This is a genomic window from Escherichia sp. TW14182 (assembly GCF_000208525.1).
GTDB classification, from domain to species: Bacteria; Pseudomonadota; Gammaproteobacteria; order Enterobacterales; family Enterobacteriaceae; genus Escherichia; species Escherichia ruysiae.
The window spans coordinates 1-26000 of sequence record NZ_AEJZ01000141.1; the positions used below are offsets into that span (position 1 = coordinate 1).

General features: G+C 48.7%; 22 protein-coding genes and 1 pseudogene. 12 read left to right on the forward strand and 11 right to left on the reverse strand.

Annotated features, from left to right (window positions below; translation table 11 throughout):
• Nucleotides 1-12: 12 nt before the first annotated feature.
• The 5 genes and pseudogenes from gsiB to EQY_RS0112860 all read left to right on the forward strand — a co-directional run.
• Nucleotides 13-1125 (forward strand): annotated as a pseudogene (gene gsiB / locus EQY_RS0112840) (glutathione ABC transporter substrate-binding protein GsiB); the annotation flags it as partial.
• A gap of 17 nt (nucleotides 1126-1142) precedes the next feature.
• The gene (gene gsiC, locus EQY_RS0112845; RefSeq protein ID WP_000936059.1) at nucleotides 1143-2063 is read left to right on the forward strand and encodes a glutathione ABC transporter permease GsiC; all 921 of its coding nucleotides are present in this window, start codon (nucleotides 1143-1145) and stop codon (nucleotides 2061-2063) included.
• Nucleotides 2064-2065: 2 nt separating this feature from the next.
• Nucleotides 2066-2977, forward strand: a complete 912-nt coding sequence (gene gsiD / locus EQY_RS0112850; protein WP_001236036.1) for a glutathione ABC transporter permease GsiD — start codon at nucleotides 2066-2068, stop codon at nucleotides 2975-2977.
• Nucleotides 2978-3154: 177 nt separating this feature from the next.
• Nucleotides 3155-5503, forward strand: a complete 2349-nt coding sequence (locus EQY_RS0112855) for a sensor domain-containing phosphodiesterase (protein ID WP_000950340.1) — start codon at nucleotides 3155-3157, stop codon at nucleotides 5501-5503.
• Nucleotides 5504-5510: 7 nt separating this feature from the next.
• Complete coding sequence (locus tag EQY_RS0112860; RefSeq protein ID WP_000086867.1) at nucleotides 5511-6839, forward strand: GGDEF domain-containing protein; 1329 nt, start codon at nucleotides 5511-5513, stop codon at nucleotides 6837-6839.
• A gap of 46 nt (nucleotides 6840-6885) precedes the next feature.
• Here the strand turns inward: EQY_RS0112860 and rimO are convergent, their stop codons facing one another.
• From rimO to EQY_RS0112875, 3 genes are all read right to left on the reverse strand, one after another.
• Nucleotides 6886-8211 (reverse strand): 30S ribosomal protein S12 methylthiotransferase RimO, encoded by a 1326-nt coding sequence (rimO, locus tag EQY_RS0112865; RefSeq protein ID WP_000049382.1) that lies wholly within the window; start codon nucleotides 8209-8211, stop codon nucleotides 6886-6888.
• Between the two features lie 127 nt (nucleotides 8212-8338).
• The gene (locus EQY_RS0112870; RefSeq protein WP_000926281.1) at nucleotides 8339-9574 is read right to left on the reverse strand and encodes an oligosaccharide MFS transporter; all 1236 of its coding nucleotides are present in this window, start codon (nucleotides 9572-9574) and stop codon (nucleotides 8339-8341) included.
• A 254-nt stretch (nucleotides 9575-9828) separates the two neighbouring features.
• Nucleotides 9829-10911, reverse strand: coding sequence for a LacI family DNA-binding transcriptional regulator (locus EQY_RS0112875; RefSeq protein WP_000849770.1), 1083 nt, complete (start codon nucleotides 10909-10911; stop codon nucleotides 9829-9831).
• Between the two features lie 234 nt (nucleotides 10912-11145).
• Here EQY_RS0112875 and EQY_RS0112880 point away from each other — a divergent pair, with 234 nt between their 5' ends.
• From EQY_RS0112880 to yliI, 3 genes are all read left to right on the forward strand, one after another.
• Entirely contained in the window at nucleotides 11146-13200 is a 2055-nt protein-coding gene (locus EQY_RS0112880; RefSeq protein WP_000357591.1) for a beta-galactosidase, read from the forward strand.
• Nucleotides 13201-13304: 104 nt separating this feature from the next.
• The gene (gene bssR, locus EQY_RS0112885; RefSeq protein ID WP_000497144.1) at nucleotides 13305-13688 is read left to right on the forward strand and encodes a biofilm formation regulator BssR; all 384 of its coding nucleotides are present in this window, start codon (nucleotides 13305-13307) and stop codon (nucleotides 13686-13688) included.
• Nucleotides 13689-13798: 110 nt separating this feature from the next.
• Nucleotides 13799-14914 (forward strand): aldose sugar dehydrogenase YliI, encoded by a 1116-nt coding sequence (gene yliI, locus EQY_RS0112890; RefSeq protein ID WP_000555065.1) that lies wholly within the window; start codon nucleotides 13799-13801, stop codon nucleotides 14912-14914.
• Here yliI and gstB read toward each other — a convergent pair.
• Nucleotides 14911-15537, reverse strand: a complete 627-nt coding sequence (gstB, locus tag EQY_RS0112895) for a glutathione S-transferase GstB (protein WP_024212561.1) — start codon at nucleotides 15535-15537, stop codon at nucleotides 14911-14913. The genes yliI and gstB overlap by 4 nt on opposite strands.
• 246 nt (nucleotides 15538-15783) lie before the next feature.
• On the opposite strand from gstB, the gene dacC reads away from it, so the two are divergent.
• Entirely contained in the window at nucleotides 15784-16986 is a 1203-nt protein-coding gene (gene dacC, locus EQY_RS0112900; RefSeq protein WP_024212562.1) for a serine-type D-Ala-D-Ala carboxypeptidase, read from the forward strand.
• 47 nt (nucleotides 16987-17033) lie between these two features.
• Here the strand turns inward: dacC and deoR are convergent, their stop codons facing one another.
• Nucleotides 17034-17792, reverse strand: coding sequence for a DNA-binding transcriptional repressor DeoR (gene deoR, locus EQY_RS0112905; RefSeq protein ID WP_000450137.1), 759 nt, complete (start codon nucleotides 17790-17792; stop codon nucleotides 17034-17036).
• 57 nt (nucleotides 17793-17849) lie between these two features.
• On the reverse strand, nucleotides 17850-18446 hold the full coding sequence (ybjG, locus tag EQY_RS0112910) for an undecaprenyl-diphosphate phosphatase (RefSeq protein ID WP_000892324.1): 597 nt from the start codon (nucleotides 18444-18446) through the stop codon (nucleotides 17850-17852).
• A 283-nt stretch (nucleotides 18447-18729) separates the two neighbouring features.
• Here ybjG and mdfA point away from each other — a divergent pair, with 283 nt between their 5' ends.
• Nucleotides 18730-19962: a multidrug efflux MFS transporter MdfA gene (gene mdfA, locus EQY_RS0112915; protein WP_024212563.1), complete on the forward strand. Its 1233-nt coding sequence runs from the start codon at nucleotides 18730-18732 to the stop codon at nucleotides 19960-19962.
• A gap of 40 nt (nucleotides 19963-20002) precedes the next feature.
• Here the strand turns inward: mdfA and ybjH are convergent, their stop codons facing one another.
• From ybjH to EQY_RS0112930, 3 genes are all read right to left on the reverse strand, one after another.
• Nucleotides 20003-20287, reverse strand: coding sequence for a protein YbjH (gene ybjH, locus EQY_RS0112920; RefSeq protein ID WP_077629224.1), 285 nt, complete (start codon nucleotides 20285-20287; stop codon nucleotides 20003-20005).
• An 84-nt stretch (nucleotides 20288-20371) separates the two neighbouring features.
• Nucleotides 20372-21187 (reverse strand): 5-amino-6-(5-phospho-D-ribitylamino)uracil phosphatase, encoded by an 816-nt coding sequence (gene ybjI / locus EQY_RS0112925; RefSeq protein WP_010347526.1) that lies wholly within the window; start codon nucleotides 21185-21187, stop codon nucleotides 20372-20374.
• The gene (locus EQY_RS0112930; RefSeq protein ID WP_000217872.1) at nucleotides 21187-22395 is read right to left on the reverse strand and encodes an MFS transporter; all 1209 of its coding nucleotides are present in this window, start codon (nucleotides 22393-22395) and stop codon (nucleotides 21187-21189) included. The genes ybjI and EQY_RS0112930 overlap by 1 nt, the downstream gene beginning before the upstream one ends.
• 83 nt (nucleotides 22396-22478) lie before the next feature.
• Between EQY_RS0112930 and rcdA the strand changes: the two genes are divergently transcribed.
• Nucleotides 22479-23054, forward strand: a complete 576-nt coding sequence (rcdA, locus tag EQY_RS0112935) for a DNA-binding transcriptional regulator RcdA (protein WP_001250446.1) — start codon at nucleotides 22479-22481, stop codon at nucleotides 23052-23054.
• A 135-nt stretch (nucleotides 23055-23189) separates the two neighbouring features.
• Here rcdA and EQY_RS0112940 read toward each other — a convergent pair whose 3' ends face one another.
• The gene (locus tag EQY_RS0112940; RefSeq protein ID WP_001024863.1) at nucleotides 23190-24875 is read right to left on the reverse strand and encodes an aspartate:alanine antiporter; all 1686 of its coding nucleotides are present in this window, start codon (nucleotides 24873-24875) and stop codon (nucleotides 23190-23192) included.
• A 268-nt stretch (nucleotides 24876-25143) separates the two neighbouring features.
• On the opposite strand from EQY_RS0112940, the gene EQY_RS0112945 reads away from it, so the two are divergent.
• Nucleotides 25144-25521 carry an inner membrane protein YbjM gene (locus EQY_RS0112945; protein WP_000681103.1) on the forward strand — a complete coding sequence of 126 codons (378 nt, stop codon included), beginning with the start codon at nucleotides 25144-25146 and terminating at the stop codon, nucleotides 25519-25521.
• A gap of 31 nt (nucleotides 25522-25552) precedes the next feature.
• On the opposite strand, the gene grxA is transcribed toward EQY_RS0112945, so the two are convergent.
• Nucleotides 25553-25810: a glutaredoxin 1 gene (gene grxA / locus EQY_RS0112950; protein ID WP_001195223.1), complete on the reverse strand. Its 258-nt coding sequence runs from the start codon at nucleotides 25808-25810 to the stop codon at nucleotides 25553-25555.
• Nucleotides 25811-26000 lie beyond the last annotated feature (190 nt).

Consider the following 26000-nt stretch of genomic DNA (forward strand, 5'->3'; position numbering starts at 1 on the left):
CACTATCAGTAAGTTGGAGTCACTACCAAACAGCCGTTCTCCGCGTTTATTAATATTCTTGCCCATCCGGCGACAGCGATGATTTCTCCGGCGGCGCTGGAAAAATATGGCAAAGAGATTGGTTTTCATCCGGTGGGAACCGGGCCGTATGAACTGGACACCTGGAATCAGACCGATTTTGTGAAGGTCAAAAAATTCACCGGTTACTGGCAGTCAGGACTGCCCAAACTGGACAGCATTACCTGGCGTCCGGTGGCGGATAACAACACTCGCGCGGCAATGTTGCAAACCGGTGAAGCGCAGTTTGCTTTCCCCATTCCCTACGAGCAGGCCGCGCTGCTGGAGAAAAACAAAAATATCGAGCTGATGGCCAGCCCGTCGATTATGCAGCGTTATATCAGTATGAATGTGACGCAAAAGCCGTTCGATAACCCGAAGGTACGGGAGGCGCTGAATTATGCCATCAACCGTCCGGCGCTGGTGAAAGTCGCGTTTGCGGGATATGCAACGCCCGCCACTGGCGTGGTGCCGCCGAGTATCGCCTACGCGCAAAGTTACCAACCGTGGCCTTACGATCCGGCAAAAGCGCGCGAATTACTTAAAGAGGCGGGATATCCCAACGGTTTCAGTACCACGCTGTGGTCGTCACATAACCACAGCACCGCGCAGAAAGTGCTGCAATTTACCCAGCAGCAGTTAGCGCAGGTAGGAATTAAAGCCCAGGTGACGGCGATGGATGCCGGACAGCGGGCGGCAGAAGTAGAAGGTAAAGGGCAAAAAGAGAGCGGCGTGCGACTGTTCTACACCGGCTGGTCGGCATCGACCGGCGAAGCTGACTGGGCGTTATCGCCGCTGTTTGCGTCACAGAACTGGCCACCGACGCTGTTTAATACTGCGTTTTACAGTAATAAACAGGTGGATGATTTCCTGGCTCAGGCACTGAAAACTAACGATCCGGCGGAAAAGACCCGCTTATATAAGGCGGCGCAGGATATCATCTGGCAAGAGTCGCCGTGGATCCCGCTGGTGGTCGAAAAACTGGTGTCGGCACACAGTAAAAATCTGACCGGTTTTTGGATCATGCCAGACACCGGCTTCAGCTTTGAAGATGCGGACTTGCAATAAGCAACGCAGGGAGTGGAATGCTTAATTACGTTATCAAACGCTTACTGGGGTTGATTCCGACGCTGTTTATCGTCTCGGTGCTGGTGTTTTTATTTGTCCATATGCTGCCCGGCGATCCGGCGCGATTGATTGCCGGCTCCGAAGCCGATGCTCAGGTCATCGAACTGGTGCGTCAGCAACTGGGTCTGGATCAGCCGCTGTATCACCAGTTCTGGCACTACATCAGCAACGCAGTGCAGGGAGATTTTGGCCTGTCGATGGTGTCGCGTCGTCCGGTTGCCGATGAGATTGCCAGTCGCTTCATGCCAACGCTGTGGCTGACCATAACCAGTATGGTCTGGGCGGTGATATTTGGTATGGCGGCAGGAATTATCGCCGCCGTCTGGCGTAACCGTTGGCCGGATCGATTGAGTATGACCATCGCGGTGTCGGGGATCTCCTTCCCGGCATTTGCCCTGGGGATGCTTTTGATACAGGTTTTCTCCGTTGAGCTGGGCTGGCTGCCTACCGTAGGTGCAGACAGTTGGCAGCACTACATTTTACCCTCCCTGACGCTCGGCGCGGCAGTGGCAGCCGTGATGGCGCGCTTTACCCGCGCGTCGTTTGTCGATGTCTTAAGCGAAGATTATATGCGTACCGCGAGGGCGAAAGGGGTGAGCGAAACCTGGGTTGTCCTCAAACACGGGCTACGCAACGCGATGATCCCGGTAGTGACCATGATGGGCTTACAGTTTGGCTTTTTGCTCGGAGGTTCCATCGTGGTGGAGAAGGTTTTCAACTGGCCCGGACTTGGGCGCTTACTCGTTGACTCCGTAGAAATGCGCGATTACCCGGTGATTCAGGCGGAAATTCTGCTTTTCTCGCTGGAATTTATTCTTATCAACTTAGTGGTGGATGTGCTTTACGCCGCCATTAACCCGGCTATCAGGTACAAGTAAGGATGCGATTATTTAACTGGCGTCGTCAGGCGGTGTTAAACGCCATGCCACTAGTAAAACCTGATCAGGTGCGTACTCCGTGGCATGAGTTCTGGCGACGTTTTCGCCGTCAGCATATGGCGATGACCGCCGCATTATTCGTCATTTTGTTGATTGTGATGGCAATTTTTGCACGCTGGATCGTCCCCTATGACGCCGAAAATTATTTCGATTATGACAATCTGAATAACGGACCTTCTTTGCAGCACTGGTTTGGCGTCGATTCACTGGGGCGCGACATTTTCAGCCGTGTCCTGGTTGGTGCACAAATCTCGCTGGCGGCGGGCGTGTTTGCGGTGTTTATCGGTGCGGCGATTGGGACGTTGCTGGGTTTGCTGGCTGGATATTACGAAGGCTGGTGGGATCGGCTGATCATGCGTATTTGCGATGTGCTGTTTGCTTTCCCTGGCATTTTGCTGGCTATTGCTGTTGTCGCGGTGCTGGGAAGCGGCATTGCTAACGTGATTATCGCCGTCGCTATCTTTTCTATTCCTGCGTTTGCCCGACTGGTGCGCGGCAACACGCTGGTGTTAAAACAGCAAACCTTTATTGAATCAGCGCGCAGTATTGGTGCCAGCGATATGACCATTTTGTTGCGCCACATCTTACCGGGGACAGTCTCTTCCATCGTCGTGTTCTTTACCATGCGCATTGGCACCTCAATTATCTCCGCCGCCAGTCTGTCGTTTCTCGGTCTGGGAGCGCAGCCGCCGACCCCGGAGTGGGGAGCGATGCTCAACGAAGCGAGAGCGGATATGGTTATCGCGCCGCATGTGGCGGTTTTTCCGGCACTGGCTATTTTCCTGACCGTGCTGGCGTTCAACTTGCTGGGTGATGGTTTGCGTGATGCGCTGGACCCCAAAATTAAAGGATAGTCACGGTTGAATATTGCTTGAAAGAGTAATGACCTCAGAGGAAATTATTGCCTTAAGCAAGTGTTGTAACTTTCTTCTAATTTTGTAGAATCGAGTAATTTGGTTAAAAAGCCGCTGTGAGGGACTATTTATGCAGCGGCACAGCGTACTGACAGTTATTTTGTTAAATGTATTAACATGCTGAGTTTATACGAAAAGATAAAGATCAGGCTGATAATTTTATTTTTATTGGCTGCGCTGTCATTTATTGTTCTTTTTTTCATCATTAACTATCAGCTGGTATCGGAGCGTGCGGTAAAACGTGCTGATAGCCGCTTTGAACTTATTCAAAAAAACGTTGGCTATTTCTTTAAAGATATTGAACGTTCCGCTCTGACGTTAAAGGACTCACTTTATTTATTGAAAAACAGTGAGGAGATTAAACGAGCTGTCATCCTGAAAATGGAAATGATGCCATTTTTAGACTCAGTGGGGCTGGTACTGGATAATGATAAATATTATCTATTTTCGCGGCGGGCGAATGATAAAATCTTTGTTTATCATCAGGAAAAGGTAAATGGTCCCCTTGTTGATGAGGCAGGACGCGTCATCTTTGCCGATTTTAATCCGTCGCAGCGCCCGTGGTCAGTAGCTTCGGATGGCTCTGACAGTAGCTGGAATCCGGCATATAATTGCTTTGATCGTCCGGGGAAAAAATGTATTTCTTTTACACTACGAATTAACGGCAAAGACCGTGATTTGCTGGCTATTGATAAAATTCATGTCGATTTAAACTGGCGATACCTGAACGAATACCTTGATCAAATCAGCGCAACTGATGAAGTGTTGTTTCTGAAACAAGGCCATGAAATCATTGCCAAGAACCAACTCGCCCGTGAAAAATTGATTATTTATAATAGCGAAGATAATTATAATATTATTGATTCTGTCGATACAGAGTATATAGCAAAAACATCGCGCGTACCCAATAACTCGTTATTCGAAATCTATTTTTATTATCCTACGGGGAAACTATTTAACGCGTCAGATAAACTTTTTTATTTACCATTTGCTTTCATTATTGTCGTATTGCTGGCGGTTTACTTAATGACGACCCGTGTGTTCCGTCGCCAATTTTCAGAAATGACAACGCTGGTCAATACGCTGGAGTTTTTACCTGACTCTGCGGATCAAATGCAGGCACTGAAAATTCGTGACGGCGATGCGAAAGAGATTATCAGCATCAAAAATTCGATCGCGGAAATGAAAGATGCTGAAGTTGAGCGTTCAAATAAATTGCTCTCGCTGATCTCCTACGATCAGGAAAGCGGTTTTATCAAAAATATGGCGATTATTGAGTCAAACAATAATCAGTATCTGGCCGCCGGGATCATCAAACTGTGCGGACTGGAAGCCGTCGAAGCCGTGTTTGGTGTCGAGGAACGCAACAAAATCGTCAGGAGGCTGTGTCAGCGAATTGCCGAGAAATATGCACAATGCTGCGATATCGTGACATTTAATGCCGATTTATATTTATTATTGTGTCGGGAAAATATACAGACGTTTACTCGTAAAATAGCGATGATAAACGATTTCGACAGTAGCTTTGGCTATCGCAATCTGCGTATACACAAATCTGCCATTTGTGAACCTCTGAAGGGCGAAAATGCCTGGAGCTACGCAGAAAAACTGAAGCTGGCGATTTCCAGCATCCGTGACCATATGTTCTCTGAGTTTATTTTCTGTGATGATGCGAAACTCAGCGAAATTGAAGAGAATATCTGGATTGCGCGCAATATCCGTCATGCAATGGAAAAAGGCGAGCTATTCCTGGTTTATCAACCGATTGTTGATATTAACACCCGTGAAATTCTGGGCGCTGAGGCACTGTGCCGCTGGGTTTCTGCGGAGCGGGGGATCATCTCGCCACTGAAGTTTATTGCTATCGCGGAAGATATCGCTTTTATCAATGAACTGGGTTACCAAATTATTAAAACGGCGATGGCTGAATTCCGCCATTTTAGCCAGCGTGCGCTCCTGAAACAGGATTTCTTACTGCATATAAATGTTTCGCCCTGGCAGTTAAACGAACCTCATTTTCATGAGCGTTTTATCGCCATCATGAAAGAACATGAACTGACAGCGAAAAGTCTCTGTATTGAGATCACTGAAACTGTGATTGAGCGAATTAGTGAACATTTTTATCTCAATATTGAACAACTGCGTAAACAAGGGGTACGAATATCGATTGATGACTTTGGTACGGGTTTGTCAAACCTGAAACGTTTTTATGAAATTAATCCTGATAGCATAAAAGTGGACTCGCAATTTACCGGCGATATTTTCGGCACTGCGGGTAAAATTTTGCGCATTATCTTCGACCTGGCACGCTATAACCGGATCCCGGTGATTGCAGAAGGTGTTGAGAGCGAAGAGGTTGCGCGTGAATTAATCAAATTAGGGTGTGTTCAGGCCCAGGGGTATCTGTACCAGAAGCCGTTGCCATTCTCTGCCTGGGACAAAAGTGGAAAGTTAGTAAAAGAGTAGTTTAGGTATGTCCAGAATCAATAAATTCGTACTTACAGTCAGTCTGCTGATTTTTATCATGATTTCAGCAGTTGCCTGCGGGATCTATACCCAGATGGTAAAAGAACGGGTGTATGGCCTGAAACAGTCCGTTATTGATACTGCTTTTGCGGTGGCAAATATTGCTGAATATCGGCGTAGTGTGGCAATTGATCTCATTAACACGCTTAACCCGACTGAAGAAGAATTGCTGGCTGGCTTGCGCACAGCTTACGCTGACTCGGTTTCACCTTCTTATTTGTATGATGTTGGTCCTTATCTGATTTCCAGTGATGAGTGTATTCAGGTTAAGGAGTATGAAAACAATTATTGTGCAGATATTATGCAAGTTGTTAAGTATCGGCATGTTAAAAATACGGGGTTCATCTCTTTTGACGGCAAAACCTTCGTCTATTATCTCTATCCGGTTACTCACAATCGCAGTTTGATATTTTTGCTTGGGCTGGAGCGATTTTCGTTACTGTCAAAGTCACTGGCAATGGATAGCGAGAACCTGATGTTCTCACTGTTTAAGAACGGCAAGCCAGTTACCGGTGATGAATATAATGCCAAAAACGCCATCTTCACCGTTTCGGAAGCGATGGAACATTTCTCCTATTTGCCGACCGGATTGTACGTATTTGCTTATAAAAAAGACGTTTATTTGCAGGTATGTACGCTGATTATTTTCTTTGCTGCCTTGGTGGCAGTTATTTCAGGCACAAGTTGCCTCTATCTGATACGCAGAGTGATTAATCGTGGCATTGTTGAGAAAGAAGCCATTATTAATAACCATTTTGATCGCGTTCTGGACGGTGGGCTTTTCTTTTCGGCGGCGGATGTCAAAAAACTCTACAGCATGTATAACTCGGCGTTTCTTGACGATCTGACAAAAGCAATGGGCAGAAAATCCTTTGACGAAGATTTAAAAACCTTACCGGAAAAAGGCGGTTATTTATGCCTGTTTGACGTCGATAAATTCAAAAATATTAACGATACCTTCGGTCATTTGTTGGGCGATGAAGTGTTGATGAAGGTCGTTAAAATCCTTAAATCACAAATTCCGGTGGATAAAGGCAAAGTCTACCGCTTTGGCGGCGACGAATTCGCGGTGATTTATACTGGCGGAACCCTGGATGAGTTGCTATCGATTTTAAAAGATATCGTTAATTTCCAGGTGGGGAGTATTAATTTAAGCACCAGTATCGGCGTGGCGCATTCAAATGAATGTACTACCGTTGAACGGTTAAAAATGCTGGCGGATGAGCGGCTGTATAAAAGTAAGAAAAACGGCAGGGCACAGATTAGCTGGCAGTAATTTTTATTAACGAACCGGGCAAATGATTTTGCCCGGCCTGAATTAATTAAACCCGACTACCCCACAAATCGTACTCGTCGGCGTGCTCGACTTTCACACGCAGGATATCGCCCGGCTTAACGTTGGTTTCACCGTTGAGATAAACCGCGCCGTCGATTTCCGGTGCATCTGCCATGCTGCGGCCAATCGCGCCTTCTTCGTCTACTTCGTCGACGATCACCAGAATTTCACGGCCCACTTTTTCTTGCAGGCGCTCGGCGGAAATCTGCTGCTGCAGTTGCATGAAGCGATTCCAGCGTTCTTCTTTCACTTCTTCCGGAACCTGGTCAGGCAGGGCATTGGCGTCTGCGCCTTCAACCGGGCTGTATTTAAAGCAGCCAACGCGATCCAGACGTGCTTCTTTCAGGAAGTCGAGCAGCATCTGGAAATCTTCTTCCGTCTCGCCAGGGAAGCCGACAATAAAGGTTGAACGCAGGGTCAGTTCCGGGCAGATTTCGCGCCACTGTTTGATGCGTGCCAGTTGGCGATCTACAGAACCCGGGCGCTTCATCAGTTTGAGAATGCGCGGGCTGGCGTGCTGTAACGGAATATCCAGATACGGCAGGATTTTGCCTTCAGCCATCAGCGGGATAACGTCATCTACATGCGGGTAAGGGTAAACGTAGTGCAGACGTGTCCAGATCCCCAGTTTTGATAACTGTTCGCACAGGCTGACCATACTGGTTTTTACCGGCTCGCCGTTGTAAAAGCCTGTACGGTGTTTAACATCAACGCCATACGCGGAAGTATCCTGGGAGATCACCAGAATCTCTTTAACGCCCGCATCTACCAGGCGTTTCGCTTCGCTTAACACTTCGCCAATCGGACGGCTCACCAGATCGCCGCGCATAGACGGAATAATGCAGAAGGTGCAGCGATGGTTACAGCCTTCGGATATCTTCAGATAAGCGTAATGACGTGGCGTCAGCTTAACGCCTTGCTCAGGCACCAGGCTCAGGAATGGGTTGTGTTTCGGTTTTGGCACGTAGTGATGAACGTGCTCCAGAACCTGCTCATAGCTATGAGGGCCGGTGATTTCCAGCACTTTCGGGTGGACTTCGCGGATCTGATCTTCTTTCGCCCCCAGACAACCGGTCACTATTACCTTGCCGTTTTCATTCAACGCTTCGCCAATGGCTTCCAGTGATTCTTGCACCGCACTGTCAATAAAACCGCAGGTGTTGACGATTACCATGTCTGCGTCGTCGTAGCTCGGTACTACGTCATAACCTTCAGTGCGCAATTCGGTCAGAATACGCTCTGAATCGACGAGGTTTTTCGGACAGCCGAGGGAAACAAAGCCGATTTTCGGCTGGGGAGTTACTTTGCTCATAGCTTAAAAAATATTCAGTTACAGGAAAGGTCAGGGCAGGGATTCTACAGAGTTCTGGATAAAATTTGTATCGTAATCTGGTCAACAGGCGAGGAAAACGCCCCAAATATCGGGGCGCAAATGGTTATCAGGCTACAGGGTTTTCAGTTAGCGCCTTTGCAGGCTGGTTGCTGGATTTGTCCCGCAGCGTAAAGACCGAAATAAGCGTGAAGCAACCGGCAATCGCCCCCAGGATGAGATAGGTTTCAGCAAAGCCAATGGTGTCATACAGATAGCCGGCAATAGGTGAATAGATTGCCGTGGCGATGGATGCCACAAAAAGCACCAGCAGGTAGACCGTCGAAGAGAGTTTATGATCAAAGTTAGCTGCGATAAATTTAAACACAGATACCAGGATCAGTGGTTTTTCGATGGCGTGCATCATTTTAACGGCTGCAATCCACACTGGTCCCAGTTGGATTGCAGAACCGGCAATGCGCAACGACATAATGGTTCCGGCAATCACTAATGCCCATTTTGCGCCAGTGCGGTTAACAAACCACGGCATCAGACAGAGAAATAGGGTTTCTCCACAGACCTGGACAGAAGCCAGAATCCCGTACCAGCGATTGCCTTCTTCTGGTGTCGGAAATTGCAGCGAAAAATATTGTGCGAATTGTTGATCGTAGGTGTCATAAATTTGCGTTACGAACAGAGTGAACATCAATAAAAACCAGAACTGACTATTTTTCGCCAGTTCAAGCGCATGGATAGCTTTCAGCGAATTGGTTTTTTCAATTTCCGCCTCGGTCAGTTCGATTTTGGTAAACATAAAGCAGATTGCGGCGACCACAATGGCACAGCTTGCCAGCCAGAAAGAGAGATTAGGGCTGGTATCAATGTATTTACCCACAATCCACGCGGCGGCGGCCCATCCCAGAGAGCCCCACATTCTTACGCGACCATATTCAAAATGATAACGACGCGAAACTTTATCTATCCAGGAATCCAGAACGCCACAGCCAGAATTAAAAATGATCCCCAGGTAAACGCCACCCAAAACAGCGCCCAGCCAGAAGTTATGAACCAGAAGCGGGGCGTACACATAAATAAAGAATGGGCCTACGGGAAGTAATAATGCGACGAGGAGCCAGATGAGTTGTTTCTTAAGACCAAATTTATCGGAGATGAAACCGAAGAACGGTTGCATTAATAACGCAATGAAAGCATTAACGGAATAAAGTAATCCTGTGCGTGTGGCGGTAATTTCCAGATGCTGTGTCGTCCATATGACAAAAAATGCCATCGTTGCCGACCAGGCAAAGAGGTACAGAAAATCGAAAATACTGAGCAAAATATAATTACGTTTACCGGGCAATAACATAGCCATATCCTCAATCACTGGCGTTGGGTCATTTACCGTTGGCACAGGCATTCGCTGTGCTTACTGGTTATTGTTTTGGTATGCATCTCCGGAAAATGTCATACGTTAACAATTTCATTTTTACTCTGACCCTGACCGCGATGATTAGGCAATGTGTTAAATGAATGTTTGCGATTTGCATCACAATTATTGCTGGTAATAAAAAAGATTTAGCGAAATAGATCACTAAATCTTTTTATGGGAACGTATTACTTTTATGCCTTGCGTGTTAGCTCATCTGCCAGTGTGCGAAGGTGTTCAGCAATATTCATCAGATCTGTCTGTGGTGAGTGCAGAGGGCCAGCAGAGTTACGCACGACCAGGCGGCTGGGAAGGATGGTTGAAGAGCGGAGCATCGCATGTTCATCGTCCGGCTGTAAAATCTGTTGAACGGCAATTTTCCCTTGTAAATCAAAGTCGATTGCGACGGTCGTTAGCGAAGGTTCAAAAAACGCACTCTCATAGGTGTCGTCATAGCCAATGACAGAAATATCTTGCGGGATTTTACGTTTTTGTTGATGTAAGGCGCTTAACGCCCCCAATGCCATCTGATCATTGGCGATCAGAAGAGCGGTCGCCTGTGGCGTTTCACGTAGCATCTGTAACGTCGCCAGATAGCCGCTTTGAGCGTCCCAACTACCGTAATGAATGGCCAGCGGCGTCAGTTGGAGTGAGGAGAGGGTATCGCGCCAGGTATTGAGTCGTAGCCGCGCTGGTACTGAATTTTCTGGGCCAGAGACCAGGCAAAATTGACGATGCCCCAAATCGTAAAGATATTTCACGCTGGCGCGTGCACCTTCTGCGGGATTAAAGGTGACGTTAAACACCGGGCTATAAGGATCCACGTCGAGAAACAGACATAATACATCGCTGTTTTCAGCAACCAGAGTTTCAGCCAATGCCGTTTCCAGTGGTGCGTTGATAATAATCTTTGTTACCCGTTGTGCTTTTAAGTCATTAATTGCAACCTGAATACCTTTAATATCAACATCATCAATCATGGATATCAGCACCTGATATCCCTGTTCTCCGGCATATTTTTTCACTGCTGCCGCAATTTGCGAGGGGGCATGTAGGGCGAGCGAAGTTGTAACCAGCCCGATCGTTTTGCTCTCTTTCCCTACCAACTGTTGAGCTACGCGATTTGGAACGTATTTAAGTTCGGCAATGGCTTGTTCAATTTTTTGACGTGTTTTGGCAGACACGTTCGCTGAATTGTTAAGCACCCGCGACACTGTCTGATAAGAAACATTGGCATGACGAGCAACATCGGCAAGGGTTGCAGCTTTGGTTTTCATATTCGCCCCGGCTAAAAGATTTGTCACAGTATACCGCAGTGAATGTCATACGTATCACGCTCACCTGTCTCAGTGCTGGTAAGCTGAACCGACGAACCTGTTTGAAGGGAAAAAACGCGTACTTGATCACATTCTTGCCGGACATTCCTTGCATAGCGAAGCAATTAATTACTAGATGATATCGTTGTGAACGAATAACATTTTTTGTCTGTTTAAAACAATTCAGGAGTCAGCATGGACAAGCACCCACCGATCATCCCCAGGGCCCCATGGTTACTTCATGGTGCTGATTACAATCCGGAGCAATGGTTACATGTCCCTGGGATTCTGGAGAAAGATATCGCCATGATGCAACAGGCTGGTTGTAACACCATGTCGGTGGGCATTTTTAGCTGGTCAATGCTGGAACCCACAGAGGGTGAGTATCGCTTTGACTGGCTGGATGAAGTTCTGGATAAACTTCATGCTGGCGGGATTTCTGTCTTCCTCGCAACACCAAGCGGAGCAAAACCCGCCTGGCTTGCAGCTCGTTATCCAGAGGTTCTGAGAGTTAGCGCCTCACGAGAGAAAATGCTTCACGGAGGTCGCCATAATCATTGCCTTTCTTCGTCAGTGTATAAAGATAAAGTGACGCAAATTAACCGTAAGCTGGCGCAGCGATACGCCAATCATCCGGCGGTTCTGGGGTGGCATATCAGTAATGAGTATGGCGGAGAGTGTCATTGTAAGGGATGCCAACAGGCGTTTCGCCGTTGGTTGCAGACTCGTTACACCACTCTTGAGGCGCTTAATCAGGCATGGTGGACTGGCTTCTGGAGCCATACATACAGTGACTGGTCACAAATTGAATCGCCTTCCCCATTAGGTGAGATGTCTAACCACGGTTTGAATCTTGACTGGCGGCGCTTTGTCACATCGCAGGTAAAAGAGTTCTACCAAATGGAGATCGCGCCGTTAAAAGCTGAACGCCCAGATTTACCTGCGACGACCAATTTTATGTGGTATTTCAATGACTACAACTACTGGGCATTAGCCGAAGTGGTTGATTTTGTGAGTTGGGATAGCTATCCCATGTGGCATAAACAGGAAGATGAACGCGCCGTTGCCTGTAAAACAGCGATGTATCACGACCTGATGCGTACCTTGAAAAATAAACCGTTTATTCTGATGGAATCCACGCCCAGCCAGACAAGCTGGCAGCCAACCAGCAAATTGAAAAAGCCGGGAATGAATATTCTTTCTTCCTTACAGGCCGTCGCTCACGGCGCAGACGGCGTGCACTATTTTCAGTGGCGTAAGAGTCGTGGCGCCGTGGAGAAGTTTCATGGTGCGGTAGTTGATCATGTCGGTCATCTGGAGACGCGTACCGGGCGCGAAGTCATACAACTGGGGCAACGGCTGGCTCATCTTAACCAATTGGTTGGGACGAAAACGCAGGCAAAAGTTGCCATTATTTTCGACTGGGAAAACCGCTGGGCGGTCAATGATGCTGCCGGGCCGCGCAATTGCGGTATTCACTACGAGCAAACGGTAGTGGAGCATTACCGACCTTTCTGGGAGCAGGGCGTGGCGGTCGATATTATCAATGCTGATTGTGATCTTACGGGTTATCAGTTAGTTATTGCCCCAATGCTCTATATGGTTCGCGATGGATTTGCTGCTCGTGCTCGCGCCTATGTTGACGCTGGTGGCAATTTTGTCACCACTTACTGGTCCGGGATTGTCAATGAAACCGATTTATGTCACCTGGGTGGGTTCCCTGGCCCGTTGCGTGACCTGATGGGTGTGTGGGCTGAAGAGATTGATAGCCTTAATGATTATCAGCATAACGAAGTTATCTGTGAGCCGAATGCATATGGACTGCAGGGGCAATGGCAGGCACGGGAATTATGTGCGGTTATTCACGCCGAAGGTGCACAGGTTCTGGCGCGCTATGGCGAGGATTTTTATGCGGGTACGCCTGCGTTAACGGTAAATCACGTCGGACAAGGTCGAGCTTTCTATGTGGCTTCGCGTAATGATGCGTCATTTCATCAAGCGTTTGCCGCGATGTTGATCAACACACTTCATCTCCCAAAAGCACTTGCTACTGAACTTCCTGCTGGCGTTATTGCAACGCGTCGGACAGACGGCGATCAGGAATGGGTTTTTGTACAAAACTACACTGCTCATGTACAAAATATTGTGCTTCCTGGAGCGTGGCGAGTGGCGGAAACAGGTAAAGCTTGTTCACAAGACTTAGAACTGGCGCCGTGGGGATGCGAGGTGCTGGAAAGAGAAATAATGTAAATTCTTATTAATAAAATGTGAAGTATTGATCCCTGACAGCATTTTGTACAAAAAGTAGTCATACTATTTAATTGCACAAAGGCTGCAAAGAGGAGGATCGAAGTATGTTCGTTGACAGACAGCGAAGCGATCTACTTAACCGGTTGATCGATGCAAGAGTTGACCTCGCCGCATATGTGCAACTGAGGAAGGCCAAAGGATACATGTCCGTCAGCGAAAGCAATCATCTACGAGATAACTTTTTTAAACTGAATCGCGAACTGCACGATAAATCGCTGCGGTTGAATCTTCATCTGGATCAGGAAGAGTGGAGTGCTCTTCATCATGCTGAAGAAGCATTAGCGACAGCCGCAGTATGTTTGATGAGTGGGCATCATGATTGCCCGACTGTTATTACCGTCAACGCCGATAAGCTTGAAAATTGTCTGATGAGCTTAACGCTGAGTATCCAGAGCCTTGAAAAGCACACCATGCTTGCGCAGGCCTGAAAACTAAGGGGGAGAAAGCGTCTCCCCCTTCATGTTTAAGTTTTTGTAAAAATGAATTTGTCATCTCCTCCACTGACTACGCTTTAAGCCAGAGTCAATCCGGAGGCGTTATGCATCGACAATCCCTTTTCCTTGTGCCCTTTCTCTGTGTTTCTTCCGCTCTCTGGGCGGCTCCCGCGCCGGTAAATGTCGAAGTACTGCAAGACAAACTCGACCATCCGTGGGCGCTGGCCTTTTTACCTGATAATCACGGCATGTTAATCACCCTGCGCGGTGGCGAGTTGCGTCACTGGCAAGCAGGAAAAGGATTATCTGCGCCGCTTGTCGGTGTGCCGGAAGTCTGGGCGCGCGGGCAGGGCGGCCTGCTGGATGTGGCATTAGCGCCTGATTTTGCCCAGTCGCGCCGCATCTGGTTAAGTTATTCCGAAGTTGGCGATGATGGCAAAGCCGGAACTGCCGTGGGGTATGGCCGCTTAAGTGATGATCTCTCAAAAGTGACCGACTTCCGCACCGTTTTTCGCCAGACACCAAAACTTTCTACCGGCAACCATTTTGGCGGGCGGCTGGTCTTCGACGGTAACGGTTATCTTTTTATTGCTCTGGGCGAAAACAATCAGCGTCTGACGGCGCAAGATCTGGATAAATTACAGGGCAAACTGGTGCGTCTGACCGAACAGGGCGAGATCCCGGATGATAATCCCTTTGTAAACGAATCCGGTGCGCGAGCCGGGATCTGGTCTTATGGCATTCGTAACCCGCAAGGGATGGCGATGAATCCGTGGAGTAATGCGCTGTGGCTGAATGAACATGGCCCGCGCGGTGGTGATGAAATTAATATCCCGCAAAAAGGCAAAAACTACGGTTGGCCGCTGGCAACCTGGGGTATTAATTACTCAGGTTTTAAAATACCGGAAGCAAAAGGGGAAATCGTCGCCGGAACCGAGCAACCGGTTTTTTACTGGAAAGATTCGCCCGCCGTGAGCGGTATGGCCTTCTATAACAGTGACAAATTCCCCCAGTGGCAGCAAAAATTATTTATTGGCGCGCTGAAAGATAAAGATGTCATCGTGATGAGCGTCAAAGGCGACAAAGTGACGGAAGATGGCCGCATATTAACGGACAGGGGGCAGCGAATTTGTGACGTTCGCACTGGACCCGACGGTTATTTATACGTTCTCACCGACGAGCCCAACGGGGAATTACTCAAAGTTAGCCCACGCAATTAGCTAACGGGGATCATCACCACTTTGCGCACAGCGGGGCGTTCGGTGAGTTGCTGATACCAGCGTTGCAGATTCGGACGCGGTGTCCAGGTCAGGCCAACGTTAAACAAATTGTAAATAAACGGTGCGATAGCGATATCGCCCACACCAAACTCGTCGCCAGAAAACCATTTTACTTTTGCCAGCTCCGCATCGAGAAGGGCAAACAGGGCATTGCACTCTTTGCAGCTGGCATCAATGGCGGCCTGATTACGTTCTTCTGGTGGCGTTCTGACTAATCCCATCAGGATCCCACGATGGGCATTGCTGAGCGTCTGGTTTGCCCAGTCCATCCACTTTTCGGCTTCTGCGCGACGTGCCGGTGAGTCGATCCACAGACGTTCTTGCCCGTACTGTGCCGCCAGATAGCGGACAATGGCGTTTGATTCCCAAAGAATTAAATCACTTTCGTCATCACGCAACAGCGGCACCAGCCCGTTAGGGTTCATCGCCAGAAAATCGGCGTCATGGTTTACCCCAAACTCACGACCCGCCAAAATTTGCTCATAAGGCAGTTCCAGTTCTTCGAGCGTCAGCAACACTTTTTTAACGTTGGTTGAATTATTCCGACCCCACAACGTAATCATACTCACCCCTTTTCCGACAGGCAGCCACAGGCTGAACAGGACTCCGATGGTGAAGTAAAGTTAACTTTTAAGCAACAGCGAGTAAAAAAATGACGCCAGAAGCAGCGAAGCGGCAGGATATTGCATAAACTTTAAAAACTTTACCAACTTACGGTTTCTTTAAACTTGTGTGTGCGTTATTAATCACCGAACTTATCATACGGCGATATAACGTATTTTTTTTGAATGGATACTCGGGTGGCATTTATGACGCAATACTCCTCTTTCCTTCGTGGTCTTGCAGCGGGTTCTGCATTTTTATTCCTTTTTGCCCCAACGGCATTCGCGGCAGAACAAACCGTTGAAGCGCCGAGCGTGGATGCGCGTGCATGGATTTTAATGGATTACGCCAGCGGTAAAGTGCTGGCAGAAGGCAATGCGGATGAGAAACTGGATCCCGCGAGTCTGACTAAAATCATGACCAGCTATGTGGTTGGGCAGGCGCTTAAGGCCGATAAGATCAAACTCACCGATATGGTGACGGTCGGTAAAGATGCCTGGGCGACGGGAAACCCGGCACTGCGCGGTTCGTCGGTAATGTTCCTCAAACCGGGCGATCAGGTTTCGGTGGCGGATTTGAACAAAGGTGTGATTATCCAGTCCGGTAATGACGCCTGTATTGCGTTGGCCGATTACGTTGCCGGGAGTCAGGAGTCATTTATTGGTTTGATGAATGGTTATGCCAAAAAACTGGGCCTGACCAACACCACCTTCCAGACGGTGCACGGTCTGGATGCGCCGGGGCAATTCAGTACCGCGCGCGATATGGCATTGCTGGGTAAAGCATTAATCCACGATGTGCCGGAAGAGTACGCTATTCATAAAGAGAAAGAGTTTACCTTTAACAAAATTCGTCAGCCTAACCGTAATCGTCTGCTGTGGAGCAGCAATCTGAATGTTGATGGCATGAAGACCGGAACCACGGCAGGTGCGGGATATAATCTGGTTGCTTCGGCTACCCAGGGTGATATGCGTTTAATCTCCGTAGTGCTGGGGGCAAAAACTGACCGCATCCGTTTTAATGAGTCTGAGAAATTACTGACCTGGGGCTTTCGCTTTTTTGAAACCGTGACGCCAATTAAACCTGATGCCACCTTTGTGACTCAGCGCGTCTGGTTCGGTGATAAGAGCGAAGTGAATCTCGGCGCAGGCGAAGGGGGATCAGTGACCATCCCACGCGGGCAACTGAAAAACCTGAAAGCGAGTTATACGTTAACGGAACCGCAGCTCACCGCGCCGCTGAAAAAAGGTCAGGTTGTCGGCACCATTGATTTCCAGCTTAACGGTAAATCTATTGAACAGCGTCCGCTGATCGTGATGGAAAATGTGGAAGAGGGTGGGTTCTTTGGTCGGATGTGGGACTTCGTGATGATGAAATTCCATCAGTGGTTCGGCAGCTGGTTCTCTTAATCTTCTGATGACCGGATGGCGCGGAAACGTCATCCGGTTATGCGTCATTAATACATCAACTTAATACGCTGCGCCTGCGCATACTTCACATACTCATCTTCCGGACAACAATCGCTCACCACAATATCAAAGCGTTTCAGCTCGCCCATGCGCGCCGGACGTACCTTGCCAAACTTACTGTGGTCGACAACCAGCACGTGCTTTTGTGCCATCGACATCGCCCAGTGTTTTACCGGCAACTCTTCAAGATTAAAACAGGTTGCGCCTTTACTGACATGCACGCCAGCTGCGGAATAAAAAGCGATATCCGGGCAAAAATTATTCAGTGTTTGCTGAAAATCAATGGGTTTGAAAATAGCGTTGCTGGCGTGAAATTCACCACCGCAAAGAAACGCGCGACAATGGGGTTTCTCTTTCAGCGCCAGAAAGGTATTTAGTGAATAACAAATGGCGGTGAAAGGGATTTCATTATCTATCGCTTCAATAATCCACGGCGTGGTGGTGCCACAGTCAAAAAAGAGGGTCTGATCGGGTTCAACCAGCGTCGCGGCCAGTTTCGCAGCCCGGCGTTTTTCTTCCACCAGGCGGGATTTTTGATCGCTTAACAGGTAATGGCTGGCACTACGCGGTTCCAGAACAATATAGCCGCCGAGTAGTACGACGGGGGCACTGTTGTTATTCAAATCGCGACGAATCGTCATCTCTGAAACCCCAAGCAGGGCGGCGGCATCCTTCAGGTGTAACTTATCGCTGCGTTTTAATTCTTGTAGTAACTGCCCTATACGCTCTTCGCGACGTGTTTCCATATTCCCTCTGAATAGTTATTGAAGCGAGCCGCCTGATATTACACTTTTTATCCGAAATCAGCCACGCACCCAGCCTTTACGTATAGGTAAGGCGAAACAGAAGCGATACCATAATTGCAGCTTCTGGTAGAGCATTGCCCCCACAGCCTGCCAGATAATCTGGGCGCTAAGGCAACCAATCATTCCTGCCAACAATCCACCGAGCATGTCCAGCGGCCAGTGAACACCGAGATAAACACGTGACCAGGCAATGACCACCGCCAGCGTCATGAGGATTGCGCCTGACCACAGGCGATGCCAGCATAAAAATGCCAGCGCAAAGGTAAATATCACCGTGCCGTGATCGCTTGGGAAAGAGTCATCCGCCGCATGATGCAGGAAGTTATAGCCGATATGATCAACAAACGGACGGTCGTGCGGAAATAAGTGCCCCATCGTCCAGGAAACAAACAGGCCGACCGCCAGCGCGATAGCGATTTTTATCACCAGTTGCCGTTGCGCTGTAAACCCCCATAGCCAAAGCACCGTAGCCAGCAGCGGTACTACAGTAATTAAATCTTTGGCAATAAAAATCGCTAACGAAATCATCCATGCGGATGAGTCTGGCGTCGCGTTAATAAGAGAGAATAATGAGTAATTCAGATTTTCCAGCATAACTTTCAGACTCAAAAGGTGATTATTGGGGAGCCATCAGGCAAGTCGATGAGCATAAAGTGCATGTTAAACAGGGTAAAGCGGCATCGTCTTATTTCACTTTCGGATTGGTTTACAACAGGGAATAGTAACGCGAAGGAATTAAATAAAGCTTAAAGAAAGAGTAGCTATACTCGGAATAATGTAAGAATGTGCTTAAGCGTGGTTTCACCTACAAAATTTGCTTTCTCGTTTGCCGCGCTTTTATTAAACTTTGCGCGATTATTATTGGCGAAGAAATTGCATGCAAAATAGATTAGCTTCCGGTGCCCGGCTTGGACGTCAGGCGTTACTTTTTCCTCTCTGTCTGGTGCTCTACGAATTCTCGACCTATATCGGCAATGATATGATTCAACCCGGTATGCTCGCTGTAGTGGAAGAGTATCAGGCGGGTATTGACTGGGTTCCTACTTCGATGACCGCTTACCTGGCGGGCGGGATGTTTTTACAGTGGCTCCTGGGACCGCTGTCGGATCGTATTGGCCGCCGTCCGGTGATGCTGGCGGGCGTGGTGTGGTTTATCGTCACCTGTCTGGCAATATTGTTGGCGCAAAACATTGAACAATTCACGCTATTACGCTTCCTGCAAGGGATAAGCCTTTGTTTCATTGGCGCTGTCGGATACGCCGCGATTCAGGAATCCTTCGAAGAGGCGGTTTGTATCAAGATCACCGCGCTGATGGCGAACGTGGCGCTGATTGCTCCGCTACTCGGTCCGCTGGTGGGCGCCGCGTGGATCCATGTGCTGCCCTGGGAAGGCATGTTTGTGCTGTTTGCTGCATTGGCGGCGATCTCCTTTTTCGGTCTGCAACGCGCTATGCCTGAAACCGCCACGCGTATTGGTGAGAAACTGTCCCTGAAAGAGCTTGGGCATGACTACAAGCTGGTGCTGAAGAACGGTCGCTTTGTTGCCGGAGCTCTGGCGCTGGGGTTCGTCAGCCTGCCGTTGCTGGCGTGGATCGCCCAGTCACCAATTATCATTATCACTGGCGAAAAGTTGAGCAGCTATGAATATGGTTTGCTGCAAGTGCCAGTTTTCGGGGCGTTAATTGCGGGTAACTTGCTGTTAGCGCGTTTGACCTCGCGCCGCACCGTTCGTGCATTGATCATCATGGGCGGCTGGCCGATTATGATTGGCCTCTTAGTCGCCGCTGCCGCAACGGTTATCTCATCGCACGCGTATTTATGGATGACCGCCGGGTTAAGTATTTATGCTTTTGGTATTGGCCTGGCGAATGCGGGGCTGGTGCGATTAACCCTGTTTGCCAGCGATATGAGTAAAGGTACGGTTTCTGCGGCAATGGGGATGTTACAAATGCTGATCTTTACCGTCGGTATCGAAATCAGTAAACATGCCTGGCTGCACGGGGGCAACGGCCTGTTTAATCTCTTTAACCTTGCCAACGGAATTTTGTGGCTGCTGCTGATGTTTATCTTTTTAAAAGATAAACAAACAGGAAATTCAAACGACGGATAAGAAAATGCCTGGTTGCTTTGCACAATCAGGCATTCATGGATTAATGGTGATGGTCGTCGATTTGATGTTCGATAACCATCCCTTCGCCTACGCTGGCAAGGTGACGAACATACGGATGTGGGCGGTAAGCCGGCGCTGGAGTAGGCGCCACATAGACAGTTTGCGGTACAGTCGCGACGCTGACCGCTTGTGGAACGCTGACTGAATCGGGGACTACCACCACTTTGTATCCGCTCGGCACATCAACGGTGACACTTTGCGCCATTGCCACACCAGTAAAACTCAACAGAAACGCGCCCAGCAGTACACAATTTTTCATCATCATTTCGCCTGAAATAATCCAGAAGGGGAATTTCCGCGAATTATGCATCCTTCATTCAGGCATTGTGTTGCCGGGCGTGCTGCCGTTTTATTGATTAAATGGCGCTTCGTGCTTAAGAACTTTATCGATCACATCCAGTACGCCTTCACGGTTATTGGAGCCTGCGCGGTATTTCGCCGCAGCTACGACCGCGTTGCCGGCATTTTCCATCGCAAAGCTAAAGCCAGCCTGGCGCAGCATTTCGATATCGTTACCGCCATCACCAAAGACCACCACTTCACTGTCGTCTATTCCCCATAACTTCTGGAGTTGCCGCAGGCCATTGGCTTTATGTACGCCGGGGATAATCAGATCGATGCTACCGTTGCCGGTGTGAACCGGCACCATAATATCGCCAATCGAATCATGTAACTCTTTTTGCACTTGCGGAATCAGTTCATCGGAAAGATTCAGGCCAAACTTAAAGAAGATATCTTCTAAGTTGTCAAAGTTATCGACATATTCCAGACGGTGATAATACATTTCCGCCACCGTTTTCATGGCATCGTCATATTTTTTGAGGGTATAGGCGCTATTTTTTCCGCAGGCAATAATTTCCACTTCCGGGCGCGTCAGTAAATGTTCCACTACAGTGGTAAATGCATTTTTCGACAGCTTGCCATTAAAAACATCTTTGCCTTCGCTCACTACCCAACCGCCGTTTTCTGCCACAAAGGCAATTTCATCGGCAATTTCGGGGAAGAAAGAGATCAACTGATAATATTGATTCCCGCTGGCGACCACAAAGCGAATCCCTTGTGCTTTCATTTGCTGATATTGAGCCATAAACCGCTCGCGGTTATAGGTTTTTTGATCGCTTAAGAAAGTACCATCCATGTCTACCGCAATTAATTTAATGCTCATCAACTATTCTCCATCGCCGTCTGCGTTTTGGTATCGGGTTTGGCGACGGCCTTCGCGACAATAGCCGCGAGAATAACCAGCGCCAGTACAACCAGCATTGCACTACGTAATCCATAATGTTCGCCGAGATAGCCCAGCAGCGGCGGCCCGACGAGGAAAGCCAGATAACCGGTTGTTGCTACCACGCTGACGCGGGTCGGCGCATCGGGGCCGGTATCACTGGCGGCAGAAATGGTCAGTGGGAAGCCCAGAGAAGCTCCCAACCCCCAAAGGACAACAGACACCCCCGCGACCCAGGCGCTATCGACAAAAATAATCAGCCCAATACCCAACGCACCCATTAGCGCACTAGCACGAACCACGGTAACGCGGCTGTAACGGTCTATGAACCAACCGCCAGTGAAGCGTCCAACGGTCATCCCCAGGGTAAAACCGGCATAAATCAGCGAGCCGGAAGTAGGGCTAAAACCGTGACCATCAACCATTAATAAGGGTAACCAGTCGTTGGCAGAACCTTCTGCAAACGCCATCGCCAGCACCACGACACCAATCAATAGCAACTGGATATCGCGATAAAAAGGTACGCCTTTTTCGCCATGCTGCGTGCCATCGGCGGCATTTTTTCCTGTTCCGTCTGGGATTGCCTGAATGGCGATATAAATAGGTGCGATGCCGACCAGTGCCGCCAACAAAATATGCACAGTTGCCGGAACGCCAAAGGCCGTCAGCGCCATCCCGACACCAGCACCTGCCAGCGTGCCCAGGCTATAAAAGCCGTGCATCATCGGCAAAACCGTTTTATTCATTTCTCGCTCAACGGCGGCACCTTCAACGTTTATCGCCACTTCCGCAGAACCAAAACTGGCTCCAAAGACGCCAAGACCCACGGCAAAGAGCACGGGCGATGTCAGCCAGAGCGCCAGACTTAATATCATCATCCCGATCAACGCGCAGGACATCGTGACCAGGATGACATTACGCGTCCCAAAACGTTTCACTAACCACGCCGAGCAGAGAATTCCGCTCATCGAACCGATCGACAAGCCAAAGAGTACACCGCCCATTTCAGCGATCGAAACAGAAAGAATGTCGCGAATCGCTGGCGTACGGGTTGCCCAGGACGCCATTAACAGGCCTGGCAAAAAGAAGAACATAAACAGCGCCCAGGTTCGGCGTTTCAAGGCATTACGTGAAGAATTTACGGTCATAGATCACGTCAAAAAAAGAAGAGGGAAGACAACATTAGCAAGGTTGTGTACATTTGTACACAATTGCAAAGAGAGGAAATGACATGCGTCGCGCTAACGATCCGCAACGGCGAGAAAAAATCATCCAGGCCACGCTGGAGGCGGTGAAACTTTACGGAATACATGCCGTTACACACCGCAAAATCGCTACCCTTGCCGGAGTGCCGTTGGGGTCGATGACCTACTATTTTTCAGGAATTGATGAGCTGCTGCTGGAGGCGTTCAGCAGTTTTACAGAGATAATGTCTAAGCAATATCAGGCATTTTTTAGTGATGTCAGTGATGCTTCAGGCGCCTGCCAGGTCATAACTGACATGATCTACAGCTCGCAGGTTGCAACGCCGGATAACATGGAACTGATGTATCAACTCTACGCATTGGCCAGCCGAAAACCGCTATTAAAAACGGTGATGCAAAACTGGATGCAGCGCAGTCAGCAAACGCTCGAACAATGGTTTGAACCCGGAACCGCCCGCGCGCTGGATGCGTTTATTGAAGGGATGACACTGCATTTTGTCACTGACCGTAAGCCGCTATCGCGCGAGGATATTTTGCAGATGGTGGCGCAATTGGCAGGGCAGGAGATAAATTTCAGGCAACAAAAAACCCACCAACCTTGAACCGAAATGGCGGGGTTGATGGGCTCCACAAAATGGGGACATCAAAGAAAAGCAGTGGCACTAATTAAGACTGATGCCCCGAGGAAAAGTTCTGCGGTTGTGCAAAAAAATTTCATTTTTGGGGCAACTTCAGTTTTATCCGAGTCCTGGCCATACCATTACGATGATTGTCCCTGCCAACGTCAGCAGCACGTTAGCTATTGCATAAGTGCCCGCATAACCTAATGCCGGAATGTTGCTGCGCGCAGTGTCGCTGATGATCTCCATTGCTGGAGCACAAGTACGCGCGCCCATCATTGCACCGAACAACAGCGCGCGGTTCATGCGCAGCACGTAAGCGCCAAACAGGAAGCAAATAACAACAGGCACCAGGCTGACAATTAACCCGGCAATCAACATTTGACCGCCAATCGCGCCCAGGCCGTTATTGATGCCGCTGCCGGCACTTAAACCAACGCCCGCCATAAATACCATCAAACCGAACTCTTTCACCATGCTTAACGCGCCCTGGGGAATATAGCCGAAGGTTGGGTGGTTCGCTCGCATAAAGCCCAGCATAATACCAGCGAATAACAATCCGGCGGCGTTACCCATGCCGAAGCTGAATGTGCTGAACTGGAAGGTGATCATCCCGATCATCAGACCGATGACAAAGAACGCGCAGAATGCCAGTAGATCAGTAACCTGGCTGTGAATCGAGATAAAGCCGATGCGATCGGCGATGGTTTTCACGCGACGGGCATCGCCGCTCACCTGCAATACATCGCCTTTATTAAGCACCACGTTATCGTCGATCGGCATTTCGATCTGGCTGCGAATGACGCGGTTAAGGAAACAACCGTGATCGGTCAGCTTCAGTTGTGCCAGACGTTTACCGACAGCGTTATGGTTTTTGACGACCACCTCTTCAGTGACGATACGCATGTCGAGAAGGTCTCGATCAAAAACTTCTTTACCATTACGGAAGCTGGGATCGAGTCGGGCGTGGGCGTCGGGATAGCCTACCAACGCTATTTCATCGCCCATCTGTAGCACGGCGTCACCATCCGGATTTGCCAGAATCCCGTTACGACGAATACGTTCAATGTAGCAACCTGTTTGTCGATAAATACCCAGTTCACGCAAGTTTTTGCCGTCGGCCCAGGCGACCAGTTCCGGGCCGACGCGGTAGGCGCGAATTACCGGCAGATAGACTTTACGGCTGGCGTCGGTGTCCAGACCTCGCTCACGAGCGATTTGCTGGGCGCTGGTCTGTAAGTCCTGATGCTGCAACTTAGGCAAGTAACGCGCACCGACAATCAAACTCACCAGGCCAATCAAATAGGTTAATGCATACCCGAGGCTTAAATTATCCAGTGCCGCAGAGAGTTGCCTGCTTTCTATTCCAGAGTGGCGTAAGGTATCGCCCGCACCAACCAAAACCGGTGTTGATGTCATTGAGCCAGCCAACATACCAGCCGTCAGGCCGATGTCCCAGCCAAACAACTTACCCAGCCCTAAGGCGATCAGCAGTGCACTACCGACCATTACCAGGGCTAACATTAGGTAATTTTTACCATCGCGGAAAAAAATGGAAAAAAAGTTGGGTCCGGCTTCGACCCCGACGCAGAAAATAAACAGCATAAAGCCAAGATTAAGCGCGTCGGTGTTAATACTGAAATGTTGTTGCCCTAATAACAGTGATACGACTAAAACGCCAATGGAATTACCCAGTTGGATTGAACCAAGTCGTAATTTTCCGAGACATAGTCCAAGCGCGAGGACCACGAATAATAACAGAATGTAATTCCCATTTAACAATTCGGCGACGTTTATATTCACGGAGACTAACTTCTTGTTTACGAGTAAGCTGTTGAAAGAAATGGTAATTTAAGATAATGTTTTTACCTGAATTCAGAGCGCAGATTCATTCAGCGCACTTAATCAATAGTAAAGTAACAATATATTTTACTAGTGTAATCACATTAGATACCAACGGCTATAAGAATTGTGTTGGCCTATATTAGCATGGAATGCGAAGCGGCTTTATCTTACTGAGCGCCACACCGGCGAAAAATGTGTTCGATAGAGGCAGTGTCAGGAGGAACATGTGAAACATAAACAACATTGGGCGGGGGCAATTTGCTGTTTTGTCCTCTTTATTGTGGTGTGCCTTTTTCTGGCGACACATATGAAGGGAGCTTTTCGGGCTGCCGGGCACCCTGAAATCGGCTTACTGTTTTTCATTCTTCCTGGGGCTGTAGCCAGCTTTTTTTCGCGGCGTAGAGAAGTCCTTAAACCACTGTTTGGCGCAATGCTGGCAGCACCCTGTTCTATGTTAATTATGCGTCTGTTTTTTTCACCATCACGCTCATTCTGGCAGGAGCTGGCGTGGTTGTTGAGTGCCGTCTTCTGGTGTGCGCTGGGCGCGTTATGTTTTTTGTTTATTAGTAGCTTGTTCAGGCCACAACACAGAAAAAATCAATAAAGCCCTCAAACAGAGAGGGCTTATCCGGTAATCAGGCGTCAAGATTCTCTTTCACCCAGGCAGCAAAATCGGTATAGCCACCGATGTGTTGCTGATCGACAAAAATCTGCGGTACGGTTTCTACCGGCTTGCCAGCTTTCTGTTGCAGATCCTCTTTAGTGATCCCTTCAGCACGAATATCCACATACTGATAGTGAAAATCATCGTGTTCATTACTTAACTTTTCTGCCAAATCTTTGGCACGCACGCAGTAAGGGCAACCCGGACGACCGAAAATAACGGTTTGCATTGGCTTTCTCCATTTATCTGTCATGTGTGCATGATCACGCCAAATCTTATTCGCTGAAAGTAGGTTTAACCTGTTGCATTGATTGCTTAAAGCTATAACTGTTAAGCACAACGCGGCGAAAGGTTTTAAACTGGCAGCTCACTTTGCAGAGGGAAGTTTATGCGGGTAGTGACTCCAACTTACTGATAGT